The sequence below is a fragment of the Intrasporangium sp. genome, from assembly GCF_039812505.1.
In the GTDB taxonomy this organism is placed as follows: Bacteria; Actinomycetota; Actinomycetes; order Actinomycetales; family Dermatophilaceae; genus Intrasporangium_A.
Genome location: NZ_JBDIAQ010000041.1, coordinates 1 through 25,665, shown reverse-complemented (window position 1 = coordinate 25,665; position 25,665 = coordinate 1). Strand labels below are relative to the sequence as shown.

At 71.8% G+C, this 25,665-nt stretch carries 19 protein-coding genes; 8 read left to right on the top strand and 11 right to left on the bottom strand.

The annotated features are described in order from the left end of the window. Window positions 1-179: 179 nt before the first annotated feature. The 3 genes from WMI84_RS07725 (at window position 180) to WMI84_RS07715 (ending at window position 4,890) form a co-directional block, all read left to right on the top strand. On the top strand, window positions 180-893 hold the full coding sequence (locus tag WMI84_RS07725) for an ABC transporter ATP-binding protein (protein ID WP_347351895.1): 714 nt from the start codon (window positions 180-182) through the stop codon (window positions 891-893). A 7-nt stretch (window positions 894-900) separates the two neighbouring features. Beyond that, on the top strand, window positions 901-2,121 hold the full coding sequence (locus WMI84_RS07720) for an ABC transporter permease (RefSeq protein ID WP_347351893.1): 1,221 nt from the start codon (window positions 901-903) through the stop codon (window positions 2,119-2,121). Window positions 2,122-2,991: 870 nt separating this feature from the next. Continuing rightward, window positions 2,992-4,890 (top strand): biotin/lipoyl-binding protein, encoded by a 1,899-nt coding sequence (locus tag WMI84_RS07715; protein ID WP_347351892.1) that lies wholly within the window; start codon window positions 2,992-2,994, stop codon window positions 4,888-4,890. 98 nt (window positions 4,891-4,988) lie between these two features. On the opposite strand, the gene WMI84_RS07710 is transcribed toward WMI84_RS07715, so the two are convergent. The 8 genes from WMI84_RS07710 to WMI84_RS07675 all read right to left on the bottom strand — a co-directional run bounded on the left by WMI84_RS07710 (window position 4,989) and on the right by WMI84_RS07675 (window position 15,884). Next, window positions 4,989-5,879: a carbohydrate ABC transporter permease gene (locus WMI84_RS07710; protein WP_347351891.1), complete on the bottom strand. Its 891-nt coding sequence runs from the start codon at window positions 5,877-5,879 to the stop codon at window positions 4,989-4,991. 43 nt (window positions 5,880-5,922) lie between these two features. Further along, a complete protein-coding gene (locus WMI84_RS07705; RefSeq protein ID WP_347351889.1) occupies window positions 5,923-7,239 on the bottom strand; it encodes an ABC transporter permease subunit in 1,317 nt (438 codons plus the stop codon). Window positions 7,240-7,270: 31 nt separating this feature from the next. Continuing rightward, complete coding sequence (locus tag WMI84_RS07700) at window positions 7,271-8,632, bottom strand: ABC transporter substrate-binding protein (protein ID WP_347351887.1); 1,362 nt, start codon at window positions 8,630-8,632, stop codon at window positions 7,271-7,273. Between the two features lie 8 nt (window positions 8,633-8,640). Beyond that, window positions 8,641-9,855, bottom strand: coding sequence for a sn-glycerol-3-phosphate ABC transporter ATP-binding protein UgpC (ugpC, locus tag WMI84_RS07695; RefSeq protein WP_347351885.1), 1,215 nt, complete (start codon window positions 9,853-9,855; stop codon window positions 8,641-8,643). Between the two features lie 487 nt (window positions 9,856-10,342). Next, entirely contained in the window at window positions 10,343-10,948 is a 606-nt protein-coding gene (plsY, locus tag WMI84_RS07690) for a glycerol-3-phosphate 1-O-acyltransferase PlsY (RefSeq protein ID WP_347351883.1), read from the bottom strand. Then, the gene (locus tag WMI84_RS07685; RefSeq protein ID WP_347351881.1) at window positions 10,945-11,850 is read right to left on the bottom strand and encodes a DegV family protein; all 906 of its coding nucleotides are present in this window, start codon (window positions 11,848-11,850) and stop codon (window positions 10,945-10,947) included. Before WMI84_RS07685 ends, plsY begins: the two co-directional genes overlap by 4 nt. 83 nt (window positions 11,851-11,933) lie before the next feature. Beyond that, window positions 11,934-14,909, bottom strand: coding sequence for a class I tRNA ligase family protein (locus WMI84_RS07680; RefSeq protein WP_347351880.1), 2,976 nt, complete (start codon window positions 14,907-14,909; stop codon window positions 11,934-11,936). Window positions 14,910-15,236: 327 nt separating this feature from the next. Then, entirely contained in the window at window positions 15,237-15,884 is a 648-nt protein-coding gene (locus WMI84_RS07675) for a lysoplasmalogenase (RefSeq protein WP_347351879.1), read from the bottom strand. 118 nt (window positions 15,885-16,002) lie between these two features. On the opposite strand from WMI84_RS07675, the gene WMI84_RS07670 reads away from it, so the two are divergent. Then, complete coding sequence (locus tag WMI84_RS07670) at window positions 16,003-16,377, top strand: thioesterase (protein WP_347351877.1); 375 nt, start codon at window positions 16,003-16,005, stop codon at window positions 16,375-16,377. Continuing rightward, window positions 16,359-17,639, top strand: a complete 1,281-nt coding sequence (gene ilvA, locus WMI84_RS07665; RefSeq protein ID WP_347351875.1) for a threonine ammonia-lyase IlvA — start codon at window positions 16,359-16,361, stop codon at window positions 17,637-17,639. Before WMI84_RS07670 ends, ilvA begins: the two co-directional genes overlap by 19 nt. A 70-nt stretch (window positions 17,640-17,709) precedes the next feature. Here ilvA and WMI84_RS07660 read toward each other — a convergent pair whose 3' ends face one another. After that, window positions 17,710-18,324 (bottom strand): hypothetical protein, encoded by a 615-nt coding sequence (locus tag WMI84_RS07660; RefSeq protein ID WP_347351873.1) that lies wholly within the window; start codon window positions 18,322-18,324, stop codon window positions 17,710-17,712. A gap of 121 nt (window positions 18,325-18,445) precedes the next feature. On the opposite strand from WMI84_RS07660, the gene WMI84_RS07655 reads away from it, so the two are divergent. The 3 genes from WMI84_RS07655 (at window position 18,446) to WMI84_RS07645 (ending at window position 24,383) form a co-directional block, all read left to right on the top strand. Then, window positions 18,446-20,782, top strand: a complete 2,337-nt coding sequence (locus WMI84_RS07655; protein WP_347351871.1) for a CHAT domain-containing protein — start codon at window positions 18,446-18,448, stop codon at window positions 20,780-20,782. Window positions 20,783-20,789: 7 nt separating this feature from the next. Further along, window positions 20,790-22,667, top strand: a complete 1,878-nt coding sequence (locus WMI84_RS07650) for a caspase family protein (protein ID WP_347351869.1) — start codon at window positions 20,790-20,792, stop codon at window positions 22,665-22,667. 255 nt (window positions 22,668-22,922) lie between these two features. Continuing rightward, window positions 22,923-24,383, top strand: a complete 1,461-nt coding sequence (locus WMI84_RS07645; RefSeq protein WP_347351868.1) for a sugar porter family MFS transporter — start codon at window positions 22,923-22,925, stop codon at window positions 24,381-24,383. 4 nt (window positions 24,384-24,387) lie between these two features. Here WMI84_RS07645 and WMI84_RS07640 read toward each other — a convergent pair whose 3' ends face one another. Together WMI84_RS07640 and WMI84_RS07635 are read right to left on the bottom strand one after the other, a co-directional pair. Next, the gene (locus tag WMI84_RS07640; RefSeq protein WP_347351866.1) at window positions 24,388-24,645 is read right to left on the bottom strand and encodes a helix-turn-helix transcriptional regulator; all 258 of its coding nucleotides are present in this window, start codon (window positions 24,643-24,645) and stop codon (window positions 24,388-24,390) included. Between the two features lies 1 nt (window position 24,646). After that, on the bottom strand, window positions 24,647-25,252 hold the full coding sequence (locus WMI84_RS07635; RefSeq protein ID WP_347351864.1) for a DUF2975 domain-containing protein: 606 nt from the start codon (window positions 25,250-25,252) through the stop codon (window positions 24,647-24,649). Between the last annotated feature and the right edge of the window lie 413 nt (window positions 25,253-25,665).

Below are 25,665 nucleotides of genomic sequence, written 5' to 3'. Positions count from 1 at the left end.
TGGTCGTGCTCCCGACGGCGCTGGGGCGCACGGGTGGCGGCGGCACAGGCGGCACACCCGGCACCGGTGGCCGAGGCAGCTTCGGCGGCGGCGGTTTCGGGGGTGGCGGCGGCTTCGGGGGTGGCGGCGGCTTCGGCGGCCGGTCCGGTTCCGGTGGCGCACGGACCGGGGGCTGAGCGATGAACGAGCCGATCCTCGAGCTGGCCGAGGTGACCAAGGAGTACCGGACCGGGCCGGTCGCCGTCGAGGCCCTGCGCGGTGTCAGCCTCGTCATCGACCAGGGCGAGTACGTCGCGATAATGGGACCGTCCGGCTCGGGCAAGTCGACCCTGATGCACATCCTCGGTTGCCTCGACGTGCCCACCTCGGGGCGCTATGCGCTCGCCGGTGAGGACGTCAGCACCATGGACGAGAGCCGGCTCGCCGAGGTGCGCAACCGTCGGATCGGCTTCGTCTTCCAGCAGTTCAACCTGCTGGCCACCCTCACTGCCTGGCGCAACGTCGAGCTGCCGCTGGTGTATGCCGGGGTTGCCCGCGCCGAGCGCCGGGAGCGGGCCGAGTCGATCCTGGGCTATGTCGGGCTCGGCGACCGGGTCGACCACCGGCCCGGAGAGCTGAGCGGTGGGCAGCAGCAGCGGGTGGCCGTCGCCCGAGCCCTCGTCACCGACCCCAGCCTGGTGCTCGCCGACGAACCCACCGGCAACCTCGACTCCTCCTCCACGGCAGAGGTGCTCGCACTCTTCGCGGAGCTGCACGCCGAGGGTCGGACCATCGTGCTGATCACCCACGAGCCCGAGGTCGCGCGTCAGGCGCAACGGGTCATCCACATCCTCGACGGACGGATCGTCGAGGACGCGGGACTCACCGGGGTCACGAGCGCGGGGCGCAGGTGAGCGCACCATGACCTGGGTCGAGACGTTGCGCACCGCCTTCGACGCGATCCGCACCCGACGGATGCGTTCCGCGCTGACCGTGCTCGGGATCCTGATCGGCATCGCCGCAGTGATCCTCACCGTGGGACTGGGCCAGGGCGCCCAGCAGCAGGTGGCCAGCCAGATCGACGCGCTCGGCTCCAACCTGCTCGTGGTGACGCCCGGCAGCGCGACGGCGACGAGCGGCATCCGCAGTGGCCGCGGCTCCGCCACGACCCTGACGAGCAGCGACGCCGCCATGCTGGCCGACCCCGCCGTGGCCCCTGACATCGCCGCGGTCGCCCCGGTCACCTCCTCGCAGCAGGTCGTCGTCGGGAACGGCACCACCTGGACGACGAGCATCGTCGGCACCACACCGGCCTGGCTCCAGGTCCGCGCTCGCAGCACGGCCGACGGGCGCTTCTTCACCCAGACCGAGCTGTCCGGGTCGGCACCCGTGGCCGTCATCGGCTCGACGACTGCGGCCGAGGTGGGACTGCGCAACCCGGTCGGTCAGACCGTCACGGTCGGCGGCCTGAGCGTGACCGTCATCGGTGAGCTGAACACGGCCGGGACGACGCTCGGTGGCGACCAGGACGACCAGGTGGTGCTGCCCGCGACCACCTACGCCGACGCCTTCTCCGGCGGGACCACGGCCATCTCCTCGATCTACCTCGAGGGTCGCAGCCAGGCGGACCTGTCGGCCGCCTACCAGGAGGCGACCAACGCCCTGCTGACCGCGCACGGTGTCACGGCACAGACCGCCGACTTCCAGGTCAACAGCCAGGCCTCGCTCGTGCAGACGGCCACGACGACGGCGCACATCCTCACGGTGCTGCTCGAGGGGATCGCCGGAATCTCCTTGCTGGTAGGAGGGATCGGCGTGATGAACATCATGCTCGTGTCCGTGACCGAGCGAGTGCGTGAGATCGGTCTGCGCAAGGCGCTGGGCGCGACCCCCGGTGCGATCCTGCGGCAGTTCCTCGTCGAGGCCAGCGTCCTCGGTCTCGTCGGCGGCCTGCTGGGACTGGCGGTGGGACTCGTGGGGGCAGTCGTGCTGCCGCGCTTCATCAGCCAACCCGTGACGATCTCGACGCCGGCAGCCGTGGGCGCGCTGGTCGTCTCACTCGTGATCGGAGTGGCCGCCGGGGCCTACCCCGCGAACCGCGCGGCCCGGCTGGCCCCCATCGACGCCCTGAGGAGTGAATGAGGATGAGACGTGTGGTCCTGCTGTCGATCGGGATCGCTGCGAGTCTGGCGCTGGCCGGGTGCAGCTCGGCCTCCGGCGCCGGGACGAGCTCTCCCACGAGCGGGGGCTCCCCTGCACCGCAGGCGAGCTCGCCAGGAGGTCGAGGCGGCGCCGGCTTTCCGGGCGTGTCCGGCCTGGTTGCCGAGGTGACCGGGTCGACGGCGCAGGTACAGACCCGGACGTCGCAGACGGCCGTGACGTGGACCTCCAGGACACGCTTCACCCAACAGCGCGCCACGTCGGCTGCCGCGCTCAAGGTGGGCGACTGTGTCGTCGCCGTGTCGGTACCACCGACCGGGACGAGCCCCGGTGGGACCCCGACCCCTTCGGCCACACCCAGCCGGACGACATCGGTTGCGGCGACCTCCGTCGAGATCCGGCCCGCCACCTCCGGCGGCTGCACCGGCTTCGGCTTCGGTAGCGGCAGGGGCGGCGGAGGCGGGCGGACCGGAGCGAGCCGGCCCAGCGGCATACCGACGCCTCGTCGGTCGTTCACCGCGCGTCCGCGCAGCGGGCCGCGTCCGGGCGTCGCCGGCAGCATCGCGGCAGTCGGCTCGGGGAGCTTCACGGTCCGGTCCGCCCGGGGTGCTGCGTCGCAGGAGGCCACGGTGACCTGGTCGAGTTCCACCCGCTTCACCGCCCAGACCCCGGCGGCCGCAGCGGCCGTCAAGGTCGGTGTCTGTCTCACCGCGGCGGGCAGGACCGACGACACTGGCGCCCTCACGGCCTCGGCGATCACGCTTGCGCCGTCGGTCAACGGGTCCTGCACGAGGACTGGGCTTTTCGGACGTGGCGGGCCTCGTCCGACCACCTCGGGGGCGGCGACCCTCAATGGCTGAGGTGCGCGCGCGGCGGCGGCGCCGGCTGCTCGCTACCAGCATCGCGGCAGCTGTCGCACTCGTCGTGGGCGGCGGGTATGCCGCCAGCGCCCGGAGCAGCGTCCCCGGCGACCTGCGCGTCGCGAGTGTCACCACGGGTCCGGTCACCCAGACCCTCTCCCTCGCAGGTACCGCACGGCACGTGAGCCAGGTGACCGCGGCCTTCCCGACCACCGGGAACGTCACCAGCGTGCGGGTCACCGTGGGAGAGCGCGTGACCGCAGGGCAGGTGCTCGCCACGCTCGACCCTGCGGCCCTGCAGTCGGCGCTCAAGAGCGCCCAGGCAACCCTCGCCCAGGACCGGGCCGCGCTTGCCGCGGACCAGAGCGCGGGGGCGTCGAGCGCCGCCTCCCCGTCGACCGCGCAGCAGTCCGGATCGACAGGGCGCTGGGCGGCGTCCGGTCGCTCCGGCTCGGCCACGGGCAGGCCCGGCGGAGCCACCCCGAGGATCGACACCTCGACGCTGCAGAAGGCGCTGGAAGCTGCGTCCGAGGCATCGACCACCGCCGCCACCGCATGCGCTCGGGTGTTCGGCACCGCGAGCGGTCCTGCCGGGCCGGCAGGCTCCAGGAGCGGCGCCCCCTCCACGTCCCGCTCGAGTCGCGACGTGGCGCTGACCGGAACACCGACCCCGCCCCCGACCGGCAGCACGGCGACGCGGACCGGCCCCGGGTCACCGGGCACCACGACAACCGCCTGGGCCGGTCCCAGCCCCACGACGACAACCGCCCCGGCCGGCCCCAGCCCCACCACGACACCGGTCCCGACGCACACGGCACCGGCGCCACCGACGACCGGGACCCCCCCACGGACCGCGTCACCCGGACCGACCGGCCCGTCGGTCCGGCAGCTTCAGGCCTGCGCCACCGCACTGCAGGACGTGCGGCGGGCACAGCAACGCGCGGCTCGGTCGCTGGCCACGGTGTCGGCCCGGCTGACCAAGGTCGTCACGCAGGTCGAGCAGACGGCGACGGCAGCCGCCCAGGACGTCACCAGGTCGACTGGTAGCGCAGCCGGCTCGAGCAACGGAACGGGAGGACACCCGCAGCAGACCGGAACCGGCCAGGCGGCCGTCGGCCTCGTGGGCCAGCGCGCCACATCCGGCGCTGCCGCAGGGGCCGGGTCCACCGACCAGGCCACGCGGGTGGCCGGTGACGAGGTAGCCATCCTGCAGGACGAGGCGAGCGTCGGCCAGGCGCAGGCGGACCTCGACGGTGCCACCCTGACCGCCCCGATCGCGGGCGTGGTCGGGCAGGTGGGGCTCACCACCGGCCAGTCGGCGACGCCGCAGTCCGGGATCGTCGTCATCGGCGGTGGCGCGGTCGATGTCACGGTCGACGTGCCCCTCGCGGACCTGCCCCTGGTCAAGGCCGGCCTGTCCGCCGAGGTCACCCCCGCCGGCGCGGTCTCGGCCGTGAAGGGCCACGTCAGCGAGGTCGACCTGCTTCCGGCGACGAGCGGCTCCTCGACCCCGGCCTACCCGGCGAGGGTGGTCGTGTCGGACCCGCCGGCCTCGATGCCGACGGGGTCGACGGCCACGGTCACGGTCGAGGTCGCCACTGCCCAGAACGTGCTCCGGGTCCCCGTCTCGGCCGTGGCCGGCGTCACGGGACAGACCGGCACCGTGACGACGGTGACCAACGGCACGACGCGCGCCGCCCCGGTCACGATCGGTGCCGTCGGCGGGGGCTGGGCACAGGTCGTGCGCGGTGTCGCCGCCGGTGACCAGGTCCTCCTCGCCGACCCGAACACGCCACTCCCGTCCAACAACGCGGCCGGGCTGCGCGGCATCGGCGCAGGTGGCGGCGGGTTCGTCCGGCGTTCGCCCCCGAGTGTCCCGGGCCGGGACTGACCCGGCACCCGACGTGGGGGCCGGGCCCCCACCCACCCAGCGGTATGCCGCTGAGCCGGCTCGGCGGCATCCGCGTCCTGCCGCTGCGGTGGGCCGCGCTACTTGACCGAGCCGGCCATCACACCCTGGACGAAGTAGCGCTGGAAGGCCAGGAACACGATCAGGGGCACCACGAGCGAGACGAAGGCACCGGGCGCCAGGATGTCGATGCTGCTGCCGAACTGCCTGGTCTGGCTGGCCAGCGCGACCGTGATCGGCTGGCTGGAGGCGTTGGAGAAGACCAGGGCGACCAGCAGGTCGTTCCACACCCAGAGGAACTGGAAGATGGCCAGTGACGCGATCGCCGGCATGCCAAGAGGCAGGATGACCCGGAAGAAGATCCGGGCCTCGCTCGCGCCGTCCATCCGGGCCGCCTCCATCAGGTCGCGGGGGATGCCGGCGAAGTAGTTGCGCAGCAGGAAGATCGCGAACGGCAGGCCGAAGCCCACGTGGAAGATGACCACCGAGACGATCGACCCGGAGATGCCCATCAGCGCGTAGAGCTTGACCACCGGGATCAGCGCGATCTGGATCGGGATCACCAGCAGGCCGACGACGATCAGGAAGACCGCGTCGCGGCCGGGGAACTGCATCCAGGCGAACGCGTACCCGGCGGCGGAGCCGACGAGCACCACGAGGACGGTCGCCGGCACGGTGATCTCGATGGTGTTGACGAAGCTGGACATCATCGTGCTGTTCTGCAGCAGCGCAACGTAGTTGCCCGCCGTCAGCTGAGCCGGGTGGACGAGCGCGTCCCACCAGCCTCCGTTCGCGTACTGCGCGGGGTTGCGGAAGGACTCCACGAGCAGCCCGAAGGTGGGCACCATCCAGAGCAGTGCCACCGCGACGAGGAAGAGCCGCAGCAGCCCGCCGCTGACGCGGGCGACCAGCCGCGCCGGCAGGCTGCGGTTGATGGCACCGGTGAGCAGGTCGGTGTCGCTGGCACTCATCGCGGCCCCCTTCGGGTCGGGGCGCACGGCGCGCGTCGCGGGCTCACCGCTGCGCCTTGCGGAAGTTGTGGATCTGGAAGATCATCGCCGGGATCACCAGGACCACCAGCAGGATCCCGACGGCGCTGGCGGCGCCGAACTGCAGGTTGCCGTACTCGGTGTAGAGCTGGACGGCCAGCACGTTGGCGTACCTCGCGTTGCCGCCGGCCGGCTGCTGGAGCACGAAGACGATGTCGAAGATCTTCAGCACGTTGATCACCATCGTCACGAACACCACCAGCAGCACGGGTGCCAGCAGCGGGATGGTGACCCGGCGGAAGACCTGCCACTCGGTGGCGCCGTCGATCCGCGCCGCCTCGAGCACGTCCCTGGGCAGGGCGGCCATGCCGGCGGCCAACAGCACCATCGCGAAGCCCGTGTAGATCCACAGGTAGGCGACGATGATCGCCGGGGTGATCAGGGTCGGGCCCAGCCACGAGACCCCGGCGTAGGCGGGGGCGAAGTTGCTTGCCGGGAGCTTCAACCGGTAGGTCCCGGTCGGCAGCGCCGGGAAGCCGAAGGTGCCGTCGGCGGCGGTGGTGCTGGTCGCCACGACGGTCCCGTCCCGGATGGCCTGGACCTGCAGGCCCGGGACCCCGACCTCGCCGGGGTCGATCTGGCCGCTGGTCCCGCCCCCGCCCAGCTTGAAGTCGTTCCAGACCGTGCCCGACACCCCGCTGCCGGGCGGCGGCACCACGGCCTGCTCGGCGCCGGCCGGCGGCGCGGTGAGGTCGAGGCCGACGAGCGGCAGCAGCGTCGGACTTCCACCTCCCACGGCGACATCGCGCACCGTGGTGTAGCCGGTGCTCCCGGAGCCGGACAGCACGGTGTCGTCGACCGGGTGCAGCTCCGGGTAGGACACGCTCGGGTTGAACGTGTCGCGGATGCCGGTGAGCACGGCGTTGCCGAGGCCCTGGCTGGGCTCGTCGACGTAGATCAGCGACCACGTGATGCCCGCGGCAAGGAACGAGATCGCCATCGGGGTGAACACGACGATCTTGAAGGCCGAGGCCCAGCGCACCCGCTCGGTGAGCACCGCGAAGACCAGACCCAGGATGGTGACCAGCGCCGGGACGACCACCACCCAGATGACGTTGTTCCGGAAGGCCTCGAACGAGTCGGCCTGGGTGAAGATGTGCGCGTAGTTGTCCAGGCCGGCGAACGAGGTGGGCTGTCCGACAGCCCCGTCGTGGAAGAAGCTGCGCACGAGCGTGTAGCCCAGCGGGTAGAGCACGATCGCCACCAGCCAGATCGCGGCCGGGAGCAGGAACAGCCCGGCCACCCAGCGCGACTCACCGGGGAGCCGCTCGTCCGCCTTCATGGTGTCGACGTCCTCGGGCCGACCGCCGGGCTCACTTGTATGCCGCTGTCGCGTCCTTCTCGAGCTGCTCCTGGGTGGCCTTGACGTTGCCGGTGGTCAGGAAGGTCTGCAGCGCGGCCCACTCGCCCTTGTTCGGCGTGCCGCCGAACGCGGCCGGCGTCTGGTCGGACATGTCGAACCGGAAGTTGTCGCCGACCTTGACCATCTGCTCGGCCAGCTGGGCCGAGGTGGCGTCGTTGTAGGCGGACGCCTTGACGTTCTTGTTCACCGACAGGAACCCGCTGCCCTGGGTGGAGACCAGGGTGGTGGCTGCCTCCGGGCCGGCCAGGTAGGCCAGGAACTGCTCCGCGGCCGGGTTCTGCGTGAACGCGCAGCCGAAGTCGCCGGCCGCCTCGACGACCGGCTGGGACCCGTCGATCGAGGGGAACGGGAAGACCTTCGCGACGGTACCGACCGGCGAGGGGTCCTTGTCACCGGTGATCGTGGTCGCCACGAAGCTGGCCTCGTAGACGATCGCCGACGTCGGGTTGGCCTTGAAGACGTTGTCCACGGACGCGGGGAACGGCACCTTGACGGCCGCGGCCGGCGACCCGATCAGCTGCGGGTCGCCCCAGACCTGCTTGAGGGTCTCGAGCGCCTTGGTAACCGTCGGGTCGGTCCACTTGATCTGGTGCTGGGTCAGCGCGTCGTACTTGTCCACCCCGGCGGTGCGCAGGTAGACGTTCTCGAACCAGTCGGTCAGCGTCCAGCCGTCGCCGCCCCCGACCGAGATCGGCACCTTGACCCCGGAGGCCGACAGCGTCTTCGCGTCCTTGATCAGGCCCTCCCAGGTGGTCGGGGTGTCGGTCAGGCCGGCGTTCTTGAACAGGGTCGCGTTGTACCAGACCGTGGACTTGTCGGAGGCGTCCACCGGGACGCAGTACATCTTGCCCTTGTACGAGCCGAGCTTGCCCCACTCGGAGGCGAAGTTCTGCTCCACGACCTGCTGGGTGGCGGCCGACACCGGGAAGATCTTGTTCGAGCCGGCGTACTGCGCGATGGCACCGGGCAGGGAGAGGATCGCGATGTCCGGCGGGGTGCCGCCGGCCACCTTGGTGCCGAGCACGCCGGCCTCGTTGCCGCCCGCCGCCGGCGTGTACTGGCCGGTGGCGCCGGTCTGCTGGTCGAAGGCGTCGATGACCGCCTGGAACGCCTTCTGCTCACCGCCGGTCCACTGGCCGAGGATGGTGAACGAGGTTCCCTTCAGGGCCCCGGAGCCGCCCGTGCCGGCCGACGAGCTGGTCCCACCACCGGAGCTCGGGGCCGGGCTGGTGCCGCTGCTGCAGGCCGCCAGGGTGCACAGCGACGCCGCCGCGACGACGGCCACGGCCAGGTTCTTGCTTCGAGATACCACGTCTCCTCCTAGGAACTCAGGTTCGTCTCGGTCCAGATCGCGGCGCCGGTGGCGCCGTCGAAGAAGTGCAGCCGCTCGGTGTCCACGGCCACCAGCGCCCGGTCGCCGATGCGGACCGTGCTGCGCGGGTTGAACCGTGCGACCACCCGGGTCCGCCCGGCCGGCAGGTCGGCTCCCCCGGCGTCCGCGCTCAGCTCGACCAGCTCGGACATGCCCTCGGCCCGGCTCACCTGCGGGGCGTCCACGAGCAGGTGCACCAGGATGTCGGAGCCGAGCGGCTCGACCAGCTCCACGTCGCCGGACAGGGTGGCGCCCTCCCGGGGCCCGGCCAGCGCCGCGTCGTCGATGTCCTCCGGGCGGATCCCGACCACGACCTCCCGGTCGACGTATGCCGCCAGCGCCGGCCGGCGGGCGAGCACCGCCTCCGGCAGGGCGAGCGTCTGCGAGCCGGTCGTCAGCGTGTGACCGCCCGGTGCGGCGTGCACAGTGGCCGGCAGGAAGTTCATGGCCGGCGAGCCGATGAACCCGGCGACGAACAGGTTCTCGGGGTGGTCGTAGAGGGTCTGCGGGGGCGCGATCTGCTGCAGCACCCCACGGCGCATGACCGCGACCCGGTGGCCCAGCGTCATCGCCTCGGTCTGGTCGTGGGTGACGTAGACCGTGGTCACCGCCAGGTCGCGTTGGAGCTTGCCGATCTCGGCCCGCATCTGCACCCGCAGCTTGGCGTCGAGGTTGGACAGCGGCTCGTCCATCAGGAAGGCCTGGGGCTGGCGCACGATCGCCCGTCCCATCGCCACCCGCTGGCGCTGCCCCCCGGAGAGGTTGCCGGGCCGCCGCTTAAGCTGCTCGGTGAGCCCGAGGATCCGGGCCGCCTCCTCGACGCGGCGGTCGAGCTCGGCCTTGGGCACCTTGCGCAGCTGCAGCCCGAAGCCGATGTTGTCGTGCACGTTCAGGTGCGGGTAGAGGGCGTAGGACTGGAAGACCATCGCGACGTCCCGGTCGCGCGGCGGGACGCGGTTGACCACCCGGTCGCCGATCAGGATCTCGCCCTCGGTGACCGTCTCCAGGCCCGCGATCATGCGCAGCGCCGTGGTCTTGCCGCAGCCGGACGGCCCGACGAAGACGAGGAACTCGCCGTTCTCGACCTGCAGGTTCAGGTCGGTCACGGCACGGGTGCCGTCGGCGTACACCTTCCCCACGTGGCGCAGCTCCATCTTCGCCATTCGGTCATCTCCGTCGACCAGGAAGGTTACGTTCGAGAGCTCGGCCTTCCTCCATGACAGGTCGGCCGGGACCGGCTGTCAAGGGGTGCGACCGTTCGCCGTCCCGCCGGCCGGCTCGGCGTGGGCGGGACGTTCGCGACATACCGCCCCAGAGCAGGTCCGCCGCCGGTCCGGGCCGGGTTCTCGTCGCACCGAACCGGGCCGTCAACACCCGACGCTGAGCGAACTGCCTTCGTGCAGACGGGAGCCCGCCACGCACACTGTGTTCCGCCACATGACCTCCAGACCCGGCGCCCGGTCCGCGACGGATGTCGTCGGACGACGCGCCGTCGGTGCCCCGACCCCTTCCCCACCCCCGGTACCCACTCGCCGCCGAACGTTGCGGCACCGGCGACCGGGAACCGCGAAACGACCGACGGCGTGGCCCGCTCACCCCGCTCCCGACGGGAGGTGCGGCCCGGCCACCACCGCCCCGGGGTGCGACCCGTCAGCCCAGGTGTCGCTGGCGCCACCAGCCGACCAGGTTGCTCCGGTGCCGCCACAGCACGAGCAGCCCGAGCACCACGAGCCAGGCCACCGTCCACGCGTCCCCCGGGGCGCCGCCCACGGCCACGACGCCGGCCGCGACGAGCAGCCCGACGGAAGCACAGATCGACCCGGCCGACACCCACCTGGTCAGCACGAACGCGACCACGAAGACGACGAGCACCACGAGCGCGACCCACGGGTGCACCCCGAGGATGGCGCCGAGCGTGGTCGCGACCCCCTTGCCGCCACGCCCGTGCAGGAACGGCGAGTACACGTGTCCCAGCACGGCGGCGACCCCGACGACATAGGCAAGGTGGGCGCCCCACAGGTGGCCCGCAACGAGCACCGGGACCAGCCCCTTGAGGACGTCGAGCACCCCCACGACGACGCCCCACTTGCGGCCCAGGACCCGACCGGCGTTGGTGGCGCCCGGGTTTCCCGACCCCGAGGCCCGCACGTCCTTGCCGAGGACCCTGGCGATGATCGTCGCCGGGTTCACCGACCCGACGACGAAGGCGACGGCGACCGCCCCGGCCCAGAGGACGACCGTCCAGCCACCGGTCACGGGTCGCCCTCGGACCCGGGCCCACTCTCCGGTTGTGCGCTGCCCACGGGCTCTGCGGGCCGCGGCGACACGGCGATCGCCAGTGTGCTCGGCCCCACGTGGGCGCCCACCACCGCGCCGAGCTCGAGGACGCGCACCTCCCTGGCCTCCGGCACGCGTTCGCGCAGGTGCGCGGCCAGCTCCTCGGCCCGCTCGGCCGCATCGAGGTGGTGCACGGCCAGGTCCACGGCCGTCCCCCCGGCCCGGACCTGCTCGACCACGAGCGCCTCGATCCGGGCGATCGCCCGCGCCGCCGTCCGGACCTTCTCGACCGGGACGATCCGGCCGTCCCGCACGGTCAGGATCGGCTTGATCGCGAGGGCCGACCCGAGCAGCGCCGACGCCGCGCCGATCCGCCCGCCCCGGCGCAGGTGCTCGAGCGTGTGGACGTAGAACAGGATCCGCGAGGGCCCCAGCCGTGCCTCGATCGCGGTCCGCACCTCACCCGGCCCCGCGCCCGCGGCAGCGGCCCGCGCACCGGCGAGAGCGGCATACCCCATCGCCATCCCGATGGTGCCGGAGTCGAGGACCTCGACGGGCACCGGCGCGTCGGCGGCCGCCAGCCGCGCGGACTCCACGGTGCCGGACATCTGCCCCGACAGGTGCACCGAGACGATGCTGGTGGCGCCCTCGTCGGCCAGACGCCGGTAGGTGTCGAGGAAGACCTCCGGGGCGGGCCGCGACGTCGTGACGACGGTGTGCTCGCGCAGCGCCTTGGCGACCTCCTGCGCGGTGATCCCGACCCCCTCGACGTGCTCCTGCCCCCCGACGACGACGTGCAGCGGCACGACGGTGACCGCGTGCTCGCGCGCCAGGTCGGGGGGCAGGTATGCCGTCGAGTCCGTGACGATCCGAACGTCCACGCCCGCTCCTCACCCACCCGGTTCGATGTATTGCCGCAGCCCCTGCGCCGCGGCATTACATCGAACCGCGGCATTAGCCGGCGTCACATGGGCACGACGTTGACGAGCCTGGGCGCGCGCACGATCACGGTGCGCACGCCGTCCGGGGTGGCCGCCCGGACCTTGTCGCGAGCCAGCACCAGCCCCTGCAGCTCGGTCTCGGAGATGTCGGGCGGCACCTCGACGCGGTCGCGCAGCTTGCCCCTGATCTGGATGACGCAGGTGACGTGCTCCTCGATGATCCGGCTCGGGTCGGCCACCGGGAAGGCCGCGTGGGCGATGCCGCCCGGATGCCCGAGCCGCGCCCAGAGCTCCTCGGCGATGTGCGGCGCCACCGGGGCGACCATCAGCACGATGGCCTCGACCACCTCGCGAGGGGCGACGTCGAGCTTGGTCACCGCGTTGTTCAGCTCGATGAGCTTGGCGATCGCGGTGTTGAACCGCAGCCCCTCGAAGTCCTCGCGCACGCCCTGGATGGTCCGGTGCAGCTGGGTCGTCAGGGCCTGGTCGGGCGGGACGTCACCGACCACGACCGCATCCGTCTCCTCGTCGACCACGTTGCGCCACAGGCGCTGCAGGAACCGCTGCGCCCCGACGACGGCCCGGGTCTCCCAAGGCTTGGACAGCTCCAGCGGGCCCATCGACATCTCGTAGACCCGGAAGGTGTCGGCGCCGTACGCGTCGTACATCTCGTCGGGGCTGACGGAGTTCTTCAGCGACTTGCCGATCTTGCCGTACTCCCGATTGACCGGCGCGCCGCGCCAGGTGAAGGTCGGCTCCTGCCCCGGGCCGCCCGGATGCTCCTGCACCTCCGCGGCCGGGACGTACTGCCCCCGCGAGTCGGTGTATGCATGGGCCTGGATGTAGCCCTGCGAGAAGTAGGTGCGGAACGGCTCCTCGCTGCTCAGGTGGCCCAGGTCATACAGCACCTTGTGCCAGAACCGGGCGTATAGCAGGTGCAGCACCGCGTGCTCGACGCCGCCGACGTAGAGGTCGACGCCACCGGGGTCCTTCGTGCCCTCCGGGGCCCCCGCGACCGGGGTCGCCTGCTTGCCCACCCAGTACCGCTCGTTGGCGGGGTCGACGAGCGCCTCGGAGTTGGCCGGGTCGAGGTAGCGCAGGTAGTACCAGCACGAGCCGGCCCAGTTGGGCATCGTGTTCGTCTCGCGGCGGCAGCGGCGCACGCCCCTGCCGTCGCCGAGGTCGAGCTCGATCTCTACCCACTCCGGCACCCGCGACAGCGGCGGCTCCGGCAGGCTGGCCGCGTCGTCCGGGGCGAACGTCTTGGGCGAGTAGTCCGGCACGTCGGGCAGGGTCAGCGGCAGCTGCTCCTCCGGGAGCGCGTGCACGACTCCCTCCTCGTCGTAGACGACGGGGAACGGCTCTCCCCAGTAGCGCTGCCGGGAGAAGAGCCAGTCTCGGATGCGGTAGTTGACCGTGCCGACGCCGATCCCCCGCTGCTCCAGCGCGGCGATGATCCGCGCCTTGGCGTCCTCGACCGGCAGGCCGTCGAGGTCGGCGACCTCGGACGACGAGTTGACCACGAACCCGTCACCGGCGAAGGCCTCGACCAACGGCGCGTCAGCCTCGTCCGCCGAGGGGGCGACGACCCGCACGATCGGGATGGAGAACCGGCTCGCGTACTCGAAGTCGCGGTCGTCGTGGCCCGGCACCGCCATGATCGCGCCGGTGCCGTAGCCCATCAGGACGTAGTCGGCCACGAAGACCGGGATCGGTTGCCCCGTCACGGGGTTCGTCGCGAAGCTGCCGGTGAAGACGCCGCTCTTGTCCTTGCCCTCGCTCTGCCGCTCGACCTCGGACTTGCGCGAGGCCGCCAGTCGGTATGCCGCTGTCGCCGCCCTCGGCGTGCCGCTCGCCTCCGCATCGGCCCCCTTCCAGTCCTCGTGCGTGCCGTCGGGCCAGCCCTCCTCGGGGACGAGTGAGTCGATCAGGGGGTGCTCCGGGGCGAGCACCATGAAGGTCGCGCCGAAGAGCGTGTCGGGCCGCGTCGTGAAGACCTCGATGCCGGTCGTGGTGCCGGCCCGGGGACCCGAGGCGACCCGCACCGGGAAGGTCACCCGGGCACCGGCCGAGCGGCCGATCCAGTTGCGCTGCATGAGCTTGACCTTCTCGGGCCAGTCGACCCGGTCGAGGTCGTCGGCGAGCCGGTCGGCGTACGCGGTGATCCGCATCATCCACTGCGACAGGTTGCGGCGGAAGACCGGGAAGTTGCCGCGCTCGGAACGGCCTTCGTTGGTGACCTCCTCGTTGGACAGGACGGTCCCGAGGCCCGGGCACCAGTTGACCGGCGCTTCCGAGGTGTAGGCGAGCCGGTAGCCGACGAGCACCCTGGCCTGCTCCGCGTCGGAGAGGTCGGCCCAGGCGCGCTTGTCGCCACCGGGCAGGGGCCGCTCGCCCGAGGCGAACTGCGCCACCAGGTCGGCGATCGGGCGGGCCCGCCCCCGCCCGCCGTCCGCGCGGACCGCGTCGGCGTCATACCAGGCATTGAAGATCTGCAGGAAGATCCACTGCGTCCAGCGGTAGTAGTCCGGGTCGATCGTGGCGAAGGTGCGCCGGTTGTCGAAGCCGAGGCCGAGGCGGCGCAGCTGGCGCCGCATCGTGGCCATGTTCTCCTCGGTGGTCTTGCGGGGATGCTGGCCGGTCTGGACGGCGTACTGCTCCGCGGGCAGGCCGAACGCGTCGTAGCCCAGCGCATGCAGCACGTTGCGGCCGAGCATCCGGTGGAAGCGGCTGTAGACGTCGGTGGCGATGTAGCCGAGGGGGTGCCCGACGTGCAGGCCGGCGCCGGACGGGTAGGGGAACATGTCGAGCACGCAGAGCTTCTCCCCGCGGGCGGCCACCTTGTCGGGCTCGGCCCACGGCCCGGCCGGGTTGGGCGCGTCGAAGGTGCCCTCCTCCTCCCACCGGTCCTGCCACGCGAGCTCGATCCGCTGTGCTAGCTGCGCGGTGTAGCGGAAGGGCGTCTCGGTGGTCGTGGCCTGGCTCGTCTGCTCGTTCATGTCGTCTCTCGTGTCTCGTCACCGCGCCACGTGGGCTGTCGGGGTGCACGGGGTCGAGCCCCGTGGGTGGGCAAAAGAAAACCCCTCGCACGGGAGGGGAAGCCGCGTTGATGTCGGGACGCCCCGACTTTCGTCAACGCGGCCGCAGAAGGAGCAGCAGCAGGCCGGCCATGCGCCCAAGGTTAGCGCAGCCGGACCCACCCGCTTCGCGCCGTCCACGGCCACACCCACCCCCGCGGCCACGACAACTGCAACCGGTGTCGGTTCTCGTGGCCCACCACCCCCCACGGCCACGACAACTGCAACCAGTGTCGGTTCTCGTGGCTGTCACCGGAGCAGGCCGACGACGATGAGCGTCTGGGCGCCCTGGTAGGTGACCATCACGGCCAGCGGTGCCCAGCGGCGCTCGTGCACGAACCGGTCGTGCCCGAGGATCGTGTCCGAGACGAGGAAGAGCAGGCACCCCGCGATGACGACCCAGTCTCCCCTGACGGCCGCGACCAGGACCAGCGCCACCAGGGCAAGCACGTAGGCGAACACGGCGAACCGGTCCGGGCCCGCGTGACGCACGACGTGCCGGCCGAACCGCCCGTACAGGTAGGACACGACCAGCAGGGCGGGCAGCACCGGCCACGGGAGGCCGCCGCGCCCCGGCACGGTCAGCAGGGCCCACACGTACGCGACGTGCGCCGCGAGGAAGACGAGCAGGCCGTATCGGAAGCGTAGTTCAGTGGCGGTCAGCAGCAGCACGTCACCGACGAGCGAGAGGCCGAGCCCGGCCAGCAGCGGCGCGATGCGCGGCGCGTCGGCCGGCGGCTGGTCGGTGTAGAGGGCCCACGCCAGGCCGCCCAGCAGCACCATGAAGGTGGGCTTGGTGATCCGCTCGACGACGTGCTCGTCGCGCAGCACCGCGCCCCAGGTGAGCAGCGCCGTGATGCCGAGGGCCACCGCGAGCAGCCAGACATGCGTGGACACGGGTCCAGCCTGTCAGGCCACACCCCACGGCATCGGCCAACACGCCTGCCGCCTCCGTCTCGCCCGGCCCCGGCACGGCGTGGGGTGCGGTCCGGGCCGGTCTGCCACACTCGGTCGCATGCCCATGCGCACGTTCCAGCACACGGTGACACCCGCCGACACCGCCGTCACCCTCGGCACCGGCGACCTCGAGGTGCTCGCGACCCCTCGCCTCATCACCTGGTGCGAGTCGGCCGCCTTCGAGCTGAGCCGACCGCACGCCGACGCCGACCACACGACGGTCGGCACGTTCGTCAAGCTCGAGCACGTCAAGGCGAGTCCCGTCGGGGCGGAGGTCTCGGTCTCGTGCGCCCAGCCGATCAGCGACGGACGCCGACTCGTGTGCTTCGTCACCGTGACCGGCACCAACGGTGAGACGGTCGCGAGCGGCGAGGTGCACCGCGCGCTCGTCGACCGGGACCGGTTCATGAGCAAGTGCCGGCCGACCGGTTGACCGGCGCACCGGTGCCGGGCCCGCGACCCAGCGCCGCCGATGTCGATGCCGCTGCCGGCCGGCTCGGCGCGACGGCCCACGTCACCCCGCTGCGGCGCAACCGGCGGCTGTCCGACCTGCTCGGCGCCGAGGTCCACCTGAAGCGCGAGGACGCCCAGACGGTGCGCTCCTACAAGGTCCGGGGGGCTTCGAACTTCATCGCCGCCCTCAGCCCGGAGCAACGTGCGAGCGGCGTCGTCTGCGCCAGCGCCGGCAACCACGCGCAGGGGGTGGCTCACGCCTGCGCGACCCTCGGCGTCCGGGCCCGCGTCTACCTGCCGCGCACCACCCCGCGCCAGAAGCGGGAGCGGGTGCGTGACCTCGGCGGCGAGTGGGTCGAGGTCGTCCTGGCAGGCGACATCTACGACGGCGCGGCGGCGGCGGCATACGCGGACGCCGAGCGGACCGGCGCGACGCTGGTGCACGCCTTCGACGAGCCACGTACGGTCGCCGGCCAGGGCACGGTCATCCGCGAGGCGGTCGGGCAGCTCGGCGCGCCGCCCGACGTCGTGGTCGTCCCGGTCGGTGGCGGCGGCCTGCTGGCCGGCACGATCACCTGGCTCGCCGAGCGACACCCGCGCACGCGGATCGTCGGGGTCGAGCCGGCCGGTGCCGCGAGCATGGTCGCCGCCCTCGACGCCGGGATGCCCGTGGACCTGCCGCAGGTGGACCCCTTCGTCGACGGCGCAGCGGTGTCCCGAGCCGGCGAGGTGACCTTCCCGATCGTGCGCGACAGCGGGTGCGAGGTGGTCACGGTCAGCGAGGGTGCGGTCTGCGTCGAGATGCTCGCGCTCTACCAGACCGACGGGATCATCGCCGAGCCGGCCGGGGCGCTCGCGACGACGGCCCTGCCCGACCTGGGTGTGCGGCCCGGCCAGAGCGTCATCGCGGTGGTCTCCGGCGGCAACAACGACGTGACCCGATACGCCGAGGTCGTCGAGCGGGCTCTCGTGCACGAGGGGCGCAAGCACTACTTCCTCGTCGAGTTCCCCCAGGAGCCGGGGGCGCTGCGCCGCTTCCTCGACGAGGTGCTCGGCCCCGACGACGACATCACGCTCTTCGAGTACGTCAAGCACAACAACCGCGAGACCGGCCCGGCCCTGGTCGGGATCGAGCTCGGTTCGCCGGCCACCCTGCCGGGCCTGCTCGCCCGGATGGAGGCTGCCCCACCACACGTGGAACGGGTGCCGCCGGACAGCCCGCTGTTCCGCTTCGTCCTCTAGCCGGTATGCCGCCGAGCCGGCTCCCGTGCGGGCATCGGCTGCCGTCCGGGGAGCGAGCGCCGTGGCGGGGTCAGAGCAGGAACGTGTCGCCGTCCCGGCGGAAGCCGAGCCGTTCGTAGTCGGGCGCGGCCATGCCCTGCGGCACGCGCATCCGGCGGAAGCCCCGCTTCCGGAACGGACCGTCCGGCCCGAAGACGGACTCGCCGGGCGAGAGGTCGCGGTGCCGTGGGGTGACGTAGTCGAGGACGATCTGCGCGGTGCGATGACCCGCGTCACGCATCAGCACGACGCCGACCGTCTCGTCGCCGCGCAGGACCAGGTAGCAGATGTCGTCGGTGAACGGGTCGTGCACGAACCCCGGGTTGAACGTGCGGATGTCGGCCTCGTGCACCCGCAGCACGTGACGCAGGTACTCGTCGTCACCGTCGACCCCGAGCACCTCGAAGACCGCGCCGCGGCCCGTACGGGTGGCCCGGACTGACCGCCAGAGCTCGACGAGCGCCAGGACGGCGGCCAGCCCGAGCACCGGCCACGCGTGCCGGAACCCCGCGTAGAGCGCCAGCAGCACCCACCCGAGGAGGGTGAGCGAGCGTACCGGCAGCCGGGGCCGCAGCTGCGGTCGGAGCAGGACGAGCAGCAGCATGGCCACCCCGAGCCAGCCGGCCGCCTCGAGCCACGCCACCATGCCGGGAGGCTACTCCCCAAGGCCTCGATGTATCACCCTCGATGTATCAGCCGACACCTGCGACACTCTTCTCATAATGACCGGGCCGGCAACTCGGGCCCGCCTGACGAGGGGGATCGTCATGGAGCGCGACTATCTCGACTTCGACGTGGCCCTGGTGCCCGTGGACGGCGGCCTTGCCGCCCAGGTCGTCGGGTCGCCGGCCGGGACGAGCAGCGGTTCCTTCGAGCTCCCGTTCTCGGCCGTCGAGCTGGCCGAGTTCATCACCGCGGTCGGCCCGCCGAGCGTGCCGACCCGCCGGCTCGTGCCCGCGACGACCCGGGTGCTCGAGGTCGAGGAGTACGGGCGGCGCCTCGGTGACGCCCTGCTGACAGGTGAGGTCGACCGGCTCTTTCGCGAGTCCCTCTCGACCGCCAAGCAGCAGGGGCGTGACCTGCGTCTGCGCCTGCGACTGGCGGCGGCCCCGGATCTGGAGGGGGTGCCCTGGGAGTACCTCTACGACGGGCGGCTCGGCCGGTTCCTGACCCTGTCCCGACAGACGCCGCTGCTGCGGGTCATCGACGCGCTCGACGTGCCGGCCGCCGTCCCGGTCGTCGCGCCGATGCGGATCCTGGTCATGGTCTCGAGCCCGAGCGACCTGCCGCCGCTGGACGTCGAGCGCGAGAAGCAGCTGCTCCTGGCCACGACCGGCGACCTCGTCGGCAGCGGACGACTGGTGGTCGAGATCATCTCCGACGCGACCCTGACGGCCCTGCAGCGGGCGCTGCTGGACCCCTACCACGTGTTCCACTTCATCGGCCACGGCGGCTTCGACCGCGACGGCGAGAAGGGGGTGCTGGCCCTCGAGCGCGAGGACGGCACCGCCCACCACGTCGCCGGGTCGCGCCTGGCCACACTGCTGCACGACGCGCCGTCCCTGCAGCTCGCCGTCCTGAACGCCTGCGAGGGGGCGCGCACGAGCGGGCACAACGCGTTCGACGGGGTGGCCCAGATGCTCGTGCGCCAGGGCCTGCCGGCCGTGGTCGCCATGCGGACCGCGATCTCGGACCGGGCGGCGCTGGTCTTCAGCCACGAGTTCTACTACTTCCTGAGCCGAGGACTGCCGATCGACGCCGCGATCTGCGAGGTGCGCAAGGCGATGGCGGTCTCGGACCAGTCCGCGGAGTGGGGCACGCCGGTGCTGCTCCGGTCCGGGTCCGCGCAGCCGTTCGAGATGGCCGCCCCGGACGCCGCCACCGAGCCGGCCCGCGAGAGCCGGTGGGAGTCGCTCTACACCGCGGCCCAGGCCGCGCTCGTGTCCGAGTCGACCGACACCGCCCGGCCGATGCTCGAGCAGCTCGCCGCCGAGAAGCCCGACTATGCCGACGTCACCCAGCTGCTCGAGCGGGTCCAGCGTCCGCTGCCGCTCGTGCCACAGGCCGGATCGACCACGCCGCAGACCGAATCCGCAGCACCCCAGTCCGAATCGACAGGGCCGCAGACCGAGTCCGCCGCACCGCAACCCGAATCGACCGTGCTGCAAGCACAACCGAGCATGCCACCAGCCGAACCGAGCACACCGACGGCGACGTCACCGCAGGCCTTCGCCGCCACACCGCCACCGGACCTGCCGGACGACCTGCGGACGGAGGAGCCGTCCGTCCCGCACCACCACGGCCGCGGCGTCATGGTCGGCGCCGGAGTGCTCGCCCTCGCCCTCGCCGGCGGATACCTGGGCCTGCGCCTCGTCGACAACGGCAGCGGCCCCACCGAGAAGCCCCCCACCCAGCAGACCACGATCGAGAACGCCCTGCCGGCGGCAGCGGTCCGCACCGCACCGGTCATCGACGGCGCGTTCGGCGACTGGGCGGCGATACCCGCCGTCCAGGTCGACCATGTGGTCGCCGAGACGGCCGCCCACGACGACAGCCCACCGGTCGGGGCCTGGCGCACCGCCTGGGACTCGCAGGCACTCTACGTGCAGGCGACCGTCACCGACGCGGACCGCGTCGTGGTGGACCGCAGACAACCGAGTGCGTACTGGCAGGGCGACGGCATCTCGTTCGAGTTCGGGCCCGACACCCGGGCCCTGGGCCCGTCGACCGGACTGCGGGCCGGCAAGGACCTGCACGTCATGATCGGTCTGGGGTCGCGCGGCGCCCTGCCCGCCACCAACCCGGCACGCGTCGACCCCCGCAACGGTCGGGTGGCCTTCCTCGCCGGCAACGCCGAGCGCCGGATCACCGCCGCCGCCGGGATCGGCCGGGAGGGCTATGCCATCGAGGCGCGCATCCCGTGGTCGGTCCTGAACGTGACGGCGCCGCCCGAGCCCGGTGCCGTGTTCGGTTTCAACGCCAACATCAGTGACGCCAACCGGACCGGCAGCACCCTCGGGTACATGGTCAGCAGCAACCCGGACCGGACGGGCGAGAACCAGCCACGCCCCGGCACCTGGCAGCGGCTCGTCCTGGCCGGCTGAGACCGCCATGGCCAGGCTCCGTGCCCTGCTCGTCGGGATCGACGCGTACCCGCCGCCGGTCCCGGCCCTTGCCGGGTGCGTCAACGACATCACCGAGATGGAGACGACCCTGCGGGGCCGGGTGCCGCCCGACGCGCTGGACCTGCGGGTGCTGACCGACGCCGCAGCCACCCGGCCCGCCGTCGTCGACGCGATCGCACACCACCTGGGCAGCGCCGGTCCCGACGACGTCGCGCTGTTCTGCTTCAGCGGGCACGGCTCCCAGCAGCAGGCTCCCCCGGAGGCGTGGTCGCTCGAGCCGGACCACCGCAACGAGACGATCGTGCTGGTCGACAGCCGCACCCCCGGCTCGTGGGACCTCACCGACAAGGAGCTCGCCACCCTCCTGCACCCCGTCGCAGACCGCGCCGGGCACGTGCTGGTCGTGCTGGACTGCTGCCACTCCGGCGACGGCACCCGGGACCTGTCCCTGCAGACTCGGGTCCGCCTGGCCCCGGCCGACCCCCGGCCACGCCCGTGGGACACCTTCGTGACCGGAGCCCGCTCGGCGTCATCCGGTCCGGGTGGCGTGCGTGGCCACGTGCTGCTGGCCGCCTGTCGTTCGTCGGAGACCGCCAAGGAGACGACCGTCGAGGGGCGGGCGCGCGGGGCGCTGTCCGCGGTCCTCGGGCGTGCCTTGCGCGAGTGCGAGGGTCAGCCGACCTATCGCGACATCCACCGGCTCGTCGCCGCGGGCGTCGCCGGGCTCGTGGCGGACCAGCACCCCCAGCTCGAGACCGCCGACGCGACCGACCTGGACCGGGTCTTCCTCGGCGGCACGGTGACCCCGCGACCCCGGCAGCTCACGCTCGCCCACACCGCCGACGGCTGGAGCATCGACGCGGGCGCGGTCCACGGGGTGCCGCAGCTCATCGGTGACGACTCGACCGAGCTCGCCGTCTACCCGCAGGACGGGGCCACCGACGCCGTCCCGCTCGCGACGGCCACGGTGACGCGAGTGCTGCCCGACCGCTCGCTTGTGACCGTGTCCCCGGATCTCGACAGGACGGCCTTCTACCGAGCCGTGATCACCTCGATCCCCTTGCCACCGTTACGGATCGGCCTCGTCGGGGACTGCGCGGGCATCCCGACCGATACCGCGGACGCGACCTTGGTGACCTTCGTGGACGACCCGGCCGGCGCCGACGTGCTCGTGCGGGCGGACCGGGACGGCTTCACCGTGCTGCGGCCGGGTGTGGCCCGGCCGGTCGTCGAGCTCACCGGACCGGACCGCGAGCGTCGCATCGTCACCGCCCTCGAACGCGTGGCACGCTGGCTGCGCCTCAGCGCCCTGCACAACCCGGCCACCCAGCTGCCTTCAGGTGCCATCGAGGTGGGACTGGCCACGACGGCCGGCTCCGTCGGCCCCGACGGGCGCCTCGAGATCGCGTATGTCGCCCGGCTGGCCCCCGCCTTCACGGTGACCCTGCGCAACACCAGTCCCGTGACGCTCTGGTGCGCGCTGGTCGACCTGACCGAGGCGTACGGGATCTTCACCGACGCCTTGCCGGCCGGGGCCGTCGGGCTCGGTCCCGGGGAGTCGGTCGATGTCGCCCTGACCGGGCAGGTGTCCGACGACTCGTGGCGGGCGGGGACGACGACCGTGACCGACCACCTGAAGGTCATCGTCAGCACCCTCGAGTTCGACCCCCGCTCGCTCCAGCAGCCCGAGCTCGACGTCGCCGAGGACGGGGTTCCGGTCCGTTCGGTGACCGAGCCACGCTCCACGCTGGACCGGCTGCTGACCGCGGTGACGACCCGTCGGGCGCAGCCGGCCGGGCCGCGCCAGCCGGTCGCCGACTGGCGCACGGCCGACGTGTTCGTCACGACCAGCCGCCCGCGCTGAGACCCCGTCGGAGCACCCCCGAGAAGGCTCGTCGGACTGCGCGCTACCAGGTCGATGACCGAGTTTCCACCGTCGTCCAGTTCCCAGCGAAATCCCAGCAAGACGCATTAGGCTTTGTCCACCTCCGGTATCAGCAATCCTTTGTTGTGCGAACCCGAGGCGTCTCCGAGCGCATTTGACTCGACACGTTCCGGGCATAGTTCGGAACCGCATGAGCGTTGACGCTCCCTCGACGAGAGACGTAGCGTTTGTCACGTGGAGCGCTCGGACAGCGGTTTCCTTGCGGCACTGGACACGAGAGACGTCGGCAGGTTCTACATATATCTCGCGGTGCTGGCCACCATCGGTGGCTTCCTGTTCGGTTTCGACTCGTCGAACATCGGGTCCGCGCTGGTTTTCCTCCCCTTCGACCTGGGGCCGGTCGGCACCGGGATCACGGTGGCCGGCGCCTCGCTGGGGTCCTTCGTCGGCGCCATCGTCGCTGGGCCGCTCACCGACCGCTACGGTCGGAAGTCCCTGCTGCTGGCCGACTCCGCACTGTTCGCGGTCGGTTCCATCGTCTCCGCGGTCGCGACCGAGGCCACCACGCTGGTCATCGGCCGCATCATCATCGGGATCGCCATCGGCGCCGACTCGGCGATCGCGACCGCCTACATCGCCGAGTTCGCCCCGAAGCACCGGCGTGGCTCGCTGTCGATCATCCAGCAGTGGATGATCACGATCGGCATCCTCTCGGCCTACGTCATCGCCGTCATCATCCTGAAGATCGCACCGGGGTCGGCCACGACCGTGGACTGGCGCATCATGCTCGGCATCGGGTTCATCCCGGCGATCATCTCGCTGCTGATGCGGGCGCGCATGCCCGAGTCGCCGCGCTGGCTGCTCGAACACGGACGCGAGGACGCGGTGGCGGTGGCGATGGACAAGCTGGGCATGCCCGTCACCGCCGAGCAGATCCACACCGAGGCCATGGCGGTGCAGGCCGAGCGGCGTCGGCTGGAGCAGCAGACCCAGTGGACACCGCCGGTGCGGCGGGCCCTGGTGGTGGTCTGCGTCTTCTTCATCTTCCAGCAGATCACCGGCATCAACGTCGCGTTCTACTACGGCCCACACCTGCTCACGCCCTACTTCACCGGCCCGAACACCTCCGCGGTCGACGCCGAGATCTCCGGCGTCATGGCGGCCGGGATCCTCGCGATCGTCAACGTCGCCGCCACCTACTTCGCGTTCCGCTTCATCGACAAGGTGGGTCGGCGCAAGCTGGCCATCGGCGCCTATGTGCTGATGATCGTGTTCATGCTGATCGGGGCGGCCGGCACCGAGTTCCTGCACGGCGTCGCTCAGCTGATCATCATCATGGTCTCCTTCGCCCTGTTCATCTCCTGCTTCGCGATCGGTATCGGCGGCACCGGATGGCTGATCCAGGGCGAGGTATTCCCCACCGCGGTGCGTGGCCGGGCAGCAGGGATTGCCGCGGCGGTCGACTGGCTGGCCAACTATGCCCTGGTAATTGCATTCCCGATCCTGCAGGTCGGCATCGGGTTGTCGGCCGTCATGGTCATCTTCGCCGTGCTGTGCGTGCTCGGCGCCGCTTTCGTCTACCGCTTCCTTCCCGAGACCAAGGGCAAGGCCGCCGAAGAGGTGATCCACCTGTTCGAGGGTCCGGTCAACCTGAAGAACCCGTCCGAGCCGTCCGTACCGACGTTGGGCAGGTAGCCACCTACGGTCGGTGTTGATGCCCGGGGCGGACCTGCTCCGCAGGCCGGACCACCAGCAGTTCCCCGACCGTGCAGCCGAGCGCATCACAGACGGCGGTCAGGGTGGAGAACTTGACCGCCCTGGCCCGGTCGTTCTTCAGCACCGAGAGGTTGACGATGGTGATGCCCACCTGCTGCGCCAGGGCCGTCAGCGTCATACCCCGTGCCTCGAGCAGCTCGTCGAGGCGGCAGTGGACGCGGCCCTCCTGCTCGGCAGGCACCTCACACCAGGCCCGCTGTGTCCTCGGTCAGCTCTCGCCCGCGACCGAGGACGCTCTCGCCGACGACGCCGACGACCAGCCCGGCCACCACGGGCCACCAGCTCGCCGCGCTCCAGTGCACGGTGAAGTCCAGCGACCCGCCGCGCATGGGAACCGTGACCAGAGCCGTCGTGAGGACATGCACGAGCGGGACGAACAGCCCGTAGCAGAAGAGCACCAGCGAGAGCACCCGCACAGCGACCAGCGCGCGCGGGTGGAAGGGGTCGCCGCGGCGGGACAGGCGAAGCAGGCAGCGCACCTGCCAGAGGCACACCGCCGCGACGAGTAGGGTCACGAACGGCACGAGCAGGGCCGCGAGCCACTGGCCGGTGCCGGCATCCGAGATCGTGAACACGGCGGTCGAGGTGTAGGCCCCCGTCACGCCGGGGGCCAGACCGGCCTCCCGCACCGGTGGGGGCTCGCCGATCGCACCGGTCTCGACCTGCAACGGTCGCCCGCTTGCCCAGTCGGCGATCCCGTCCACGAACGGCACGGCGCTGACGAGCAGGACGACGACCAGCGCGATGTTCGCCATCGACCAGTCGTCCTTGGTGATCCGCCAGGACATGGGCATCCTCTTCCATCGAGATGTTATCGCGTCTCGATATTATCGACTTGCGATAAGGGCCGCGGCGGTTCGACGAGAAGGGTCTGCTGTGCCCGCTCGGCCGCGACCTGGCGGGCGTCTTCCTCAACGGCGCGGTTGGCCCGGATACGTCGTGCGACGTCATTCACCGGGGGGTACGTAGTCCCTCGGCCCGGATCAGCGCGGCTTGGGTGCGGGCGTCTTGGGCGCTGCGACGTGGGTTGGTCACGCGCGTTCCGAGTAGTCTGCGACGGGCTCGGTCAGCCCATGCCCGCTGACCAGCAAGGCCAGGCGTTATTGCTGGGCCGGGCCTGCAGCCACGTCGTCTCACTTTCGGCTCGGGCTGTCTCGACCTGCTGGTGTCGTCGATGACGTAGGGGTCCCCCAGTGCTCAA